Origin of the sequence: Sphingopyxis sp., from assembly GCF_036402335.1 — a bacterium.
Classification (GTDB): domain Bacteria; phylum Pseudomonadota; class Alphaproteobacteria; order Sphingomonadales; family Sphingomonadaceae; genus Sphingopyxis.
The window spans coordinates 1-4397 of the sequence record NZ_DASWTD010000363.1; the positions used below are offsets into that span (position 1 = coordinate 1).

Consider the following 4397-nt stretch of genomic DNA (forward strand, 5'->3'; position numbering starts at 1 on the left):
TGCCGGCGCGCGCGCCATAGAGCGCACGGAGCTGGTGCATGTCCTGGAGGATCGGCCAGAGCTGGAGGCCATAGCCGGCCATCAACCCCATCGCGCGCTCCACCGGCTCCAGTCGGCCGAGGGCGGCGAACTCATCGAGCAGGAACAGCACCGGGCGTTCCGGCCGGGCAGGGGAGCGCGCCATATCGGTGACGGCCTGCGCGACCAGCAGCCGCAGCCAGCGAGCATAGGTATCGAGTCGCTCCGGCGGCAGGCACAGGAACACGGTCCCGGGCCGCTCCTTCAGGTCCGCGAAGCGGAAATCGGAGGCGGACGTGCTTTCGACCAGGCGCGGGCTATCGAGAAAGTGGGTGTGGCGCTGCGCCGAGGACAGCACGCCGGCGGCCTCGCGATCGGACTTGCCGAGGTGACGGTTGGCGGCGCGTGCGATCAGGCCGTGCGCGCCGCTGCTGGCTTGCATGTCTGCCAGCAGCGCGGCGAAGCCGGCGGGATCGCGGGTGAGCTTGTCGCGCACGGTGGCGAGCGTCGCGCGGGCAGGGGGTTCGTGGACGACGGTGTGCAGGATCACGCCGGCGATCAGCGCCTTGGCTTCCTCGTTCCAGTGCGCCTCGCCCGATTGTCCCGGCGCATCGTGGACCAGCGCGTCGGCGATCGTCTGCGCATCTTCCGCCAGGTCCGGGCTTGCGGGATCAAGCTGCGCCAGGGGGTTGTAGCGGGCCGCAGGACGCCCGGAGACGCCGAAGGGGTCCAGGCACCACACAGCGCCTTTGCTGGCCCTCCCACGGGCTGTGACGCGGGCATTCTCGCCCTTAGGGGGACCGGTGAGAGGATGGTCGAAAACGTACGCTAAGCGTCCCGGCTTTGCTGGTGGAGGCGCAGCGGCCTGAACCGCTCGCGAGGTTTGTCGATCTCGCCCCAGAGATAGTCGCCGGTGAGGCCGATATGCTCCCAGCCCAGAGGGGCGACGTGGGCGAGCAGCTCGTCGGGCACGTCGACGCCGCTGCCGCGCAGATGACGGACAGCTCGGTCGAGATAGACGGTGTTCCAGAGCGTCATGGCCGCGGTGACGAGGGTCAGGCCGGAGGCGCGATGGCGCTGGTTCTCGAAGGTGCGGTCGCGCAGTTCGCCGAGGCGGTTGAAGAAGATGGCGCGGGCGAGCGCGTTGCGGGCCTCGCCCTTGTTGAGAATGCTGCCGGTGCGACGACGCTGGTCGGGATCATCGAACCAGTCGAGCATGAACAGGGTGCGTTCGATCCGACCTATCTCCCGCAGCGCGCGGGCGACCGAGTTCTGACGCGGGAAGCCCGCCAGCTTGCGGAGCATGACCGAGGCGCTCACCGTGCCGGCGCGGATCGGGGTCAGGACATAGAACGGGCACAGATATACGCTAAGCGTCTCTGCGCGCACTTATGGGTCGACTCTATGCGTCGACGACTCCAGCATTCCAAAGGCATCCATCGGACAGTTGTAGCATCGCCTCTCGTCGCAGAGCCGGCATATCGTCAGCGCCGAGACAGCGTCGTCAGACATCTGCGCAAGTATTGTCTCGGCAATACGTTCCAGCACGAGGCGGTCAGCATTCGAGACATGGCTAAGGATTTCGGATAAAGTCTCGTTTCTTCGTTGCAGGATCGCAGATAGGCGAGTCTCGCCTGCCTCAGTGAGCATCAGCGCTACTGCACGACGGTCCCGTAGCGCTTTGGATCGAACGGCGAACCCGGCTGCAACCAATCGATCGACAAGCCGCACCGTCCCCGCGTGGGACAAGCCTAGCACCCGTCCTAATTCGTCGATCGAAAGACCGGTCGCGTGACCGATGACGACGATCGCCGCGGTGGTTTCGCCACCGCCGGGTATCGTCGGGTCGAATGCCGCCTTCTTAATTCGATCGGTGATGCCCACTGCGAGGGCGCCGAACAGATTGACGAGCCGGTCCGAGAGTACGTTCAAAGGGTTGCCTCATTCATTGCCGGCGCATAGTGTATGCGCAGCGCATATATCACGCCTGTCTAAGCATGAAGGCAGGTCATGCGCCATGATGAAAGCGAGGCACCATGTTTTCGACATTACACATAGCTGAAAAGACGACCGGCTCTCGCGGGTCTCTCGCGTTGCTGCGCTGGGCGCTGGTGGTCATCTTTCTCTGGTTCGGTTGCATGAAATTCACGAGCTATGAAGCGATGGGCATCGCGCCATTGATGAAGAACAGTCCGATCATGAGCTGGATTCCGGCCGTTTTTGGGGTGCAGGGTGGAAGCTATTTTATAGGCACCGTCGAGCTCGCGACGGCCGCTGCGCTGATTATCGGTGCTTTCAACAAGACGGCCTCCGCTCTCGGCGCGGCGATGTCATGCCTGACTTATGCCGTGACACTGACGTTTTTCCTGAGCACGCCTGGCGTCGCCGAGCCGACCGCTGGCGGGTTCCCGGCGATTTCGGCCGGAACCGGACAGTTCCTGTTGAAGGACCTGGTGCTTCTTGCGGCATCAGCGTGCCTTCTACTTGCGTCCATACGGACAGCAGACGCGTGACGGCAAACAGGTGATAGGCGACGCTCCGGACCTGCGCTTTTGCCGAACCATACCCGCCTCAGCCCATAACGATCGACAAACCCTGTCGCTTTGATAGGGTGTTCGAAAACATGCTTTCGAGGGTTTGTCGTACATGCTGGTCGGATATATGCGGGTGTCAACGACCGATGACCGCCAAACGGTCGATCTCCAGCGGGACGCGCTCGTCGCAACCGGGGTCGATCATCGGCATCTCCATACCGACAAGGCATCCGGCGCGCGCGACGACCGACCAGGCCTGAAAGCCTGCCTCGACTATCTGAACGCGGGCGACACACTGATCGTGTGGAAGCTCGACCGGCTCGGACGCTCGCTGCCGCACCTGCTGACGATCGTCACCGATCTGAAGGCGCGCGGCATCGCGTTCCGGTCGCTGACCGAGCAGATGGATACGACCACGCCGCACGGCGAATTGCTGTTCTCGCTGTTCGGTGCATTGGCACAATATGAGCGTGCGCTCACGCGCGAACGGGTGATGGCGGGACTGGCTGCTGCCAAACGCCGGGGACGCCAAGGTGGCCGCCCGCCGATGATCGACGCCGAAACGCTCGAGCGGATCACCGCCGCGCTGGATGGCGGGGCCAGCAAGGCGTCCGTCTGCCGGACCTTCAAGGTGCCGCGTTCGACCCTTCTCGGCACGCTTGCCCGGATCGGCTGGACCGCACCGGCCAAGGTCTAAGCCGATGCCGCGTCGCGCCGTCCTGTCGGACGAGCAACGCGCGGCGTTGCTCGCGCTTCCCGACGACGAAACCCTGCTCGTCCAGCACTGGACATTGAGCCGGGACGACTTGGCCATCATCGTCCGCCGGAGGCGACCGCATAACCGGCTGGGTTTCGCGATCCAGCTTTGCGCGCTGCGCTATCCTGGCCGTTTCCTGCGACCCGGTGAACTGATCCCTGATACGCCGCTCGCGTTCGTCGCAGAGCAATTGCAGGTCGGACCCGAGGTGCTGGCCGACTACGCGACGCGCGGCCCGACCCGGTACGAACAGCTCGATGCACTGCGCGATGCATTCGGCTTCATGCCGCTCAGTCGGCCGCTGCGAACGACGTTGCAGGAATGGCTCCTGCCGATCGCGCTGACGACGACCAGCGGGGCTAGGCTGGCGCGCGTGATGCTGGATGAGTGCCGGCGACGGCGCATCATTGTGCCGGGCATCAGTTCGGTCGAGCGGATGGTCGCACAGGCGTTGCTCGATGCCGAACGCCATGTCGCCGAGCATCTGACCCGAGGACTCGATGCTCGACAGCGCCGGCTGCTCGATGCGCTTCTCCTGCCCCACACAGGCACGAACTTGAGCGATCTGGCCTGGGTGCGGCAGTCACCCGGCAAGCCCGGCCGAAAGACATTCGCCGCCATCATCGAGCGACTGACACTGCTTCGGGCCATCGGGATCGATCCGGATATCGCCGTAGGCGTCCATCCCGAGCGCCTCCGACGCCTGTGCCAGGAAGGCGTGCGGCTGACCGCGCAACATGTTCGGACGCTGCAAGCGACGCGGCGTCGCGCCACATTGGTGGCGACCATCCTCGAAACCATCGTTACCCTCACCGACGATGCGGTGCTGATGTTCGATCGCCTGCTTGGGCAGATGTTCCGGCGCGAACAGAACAGCGCGGACACGACACTCAAGCGCAACCGGCGCACCATCAACGGCAAAATCCGGCTGCTTGCCCAACTCGGCGCTGCCTTGCTCGCCGCCAAGATATCAGGTGGCGATATCGGCGCTGCGGTCGAGGCAGCGATCGGATGGAATGATCTCGGCCGCGAGGTCGATGAAGCCCGCAAGCTGATCCGCCCCGATTCGGTCGATCCCGTCGCGGTCG

General features: G+C 64.6%; 5 protein-coding genes and 1 pseudogene. 3 read left to right on the plus strand and 3 right to left on the minus strand.

Features of this window, described 5'->3' with window-relative positions; all coding sequences use genetic code 11:
- The 3 genes and pseudogenes from VGD20_RS11390 to VGD20_RS11400 form a co-directional block, all read right to left on the minus strand.
- Positions 1 to 952 (minus strand): type IV secretory system conjugative DNA transfer family protein (locus tag VGD20_RS11390; RefSeq protein ID WP_331134560.1); only part of this gene is annotated, 952 nt, incomplete at its 3' end.
- Positions 847 to 1359, minus strand: a pseudogene (locus VGD20_RS11395) (Tn3 family transposase); the annotation flags it as partial. The gene VGD20_RS11390 and the pseudogene VGD20_RS11395, both read right to left, overlap by 106 nt.
- 48 nt (positions 1360 to 1407) lie before the next feature.
- Positions 1408 to 1950, minus strand: a complete 543-nt coding sequence (locus VGD20_RS11400; RefSeq protein ID WP_010339851.1) for a MarR family winged helix-turn-helix transcriptional regulator — start codon at positions 1948 to 1950, stop codon at positions 1408 to 1410.
- A gap of 104 nt (positions 1951 to 2054) precedes the next feature.
- On the opposite strand from VGD20_RS11400, the gene VGD20_RS11405 reads away from it, so the two are divergent.
- The 3 genes from VGD20_RS11405 to VGD20_RS11415 all read left to right on the plus strand — a co-directional run.
- Positions 2055 to 2531, plus strand: a complete 477-nt coding sequence (locus VGD20_RS11405; RefSeq protein ID WP_010339850.1) for a YkgB family protein — start codon at positions 2055 to 2057, stop codon at positions 2529 to 2531.
- Positions 2532 to 2664: 133 nt separating this feature from the next.
- Positions 2665 to 3249 carry a recombinase family protein gene (locus VGD20_RS11410; protein WP_010339849.1) on the plus strand — a complete coding sequence of 195 codons (585 nt, stop codon included), beginning with the start codon at positions 2665 to 2667 and terminating at the stop codon, positions 3247 to 3249.
- 4 nt (positions 3250 to 3253) lie between these two features.
- Positions 3254 to 4397: DUF4158 domain-containing protein (locus tag VGD20_RS11415; RefSeq protein WP_331134559.1), on the plus strand; the 1144-nt coding region annotated here is incomplete at its 3' end.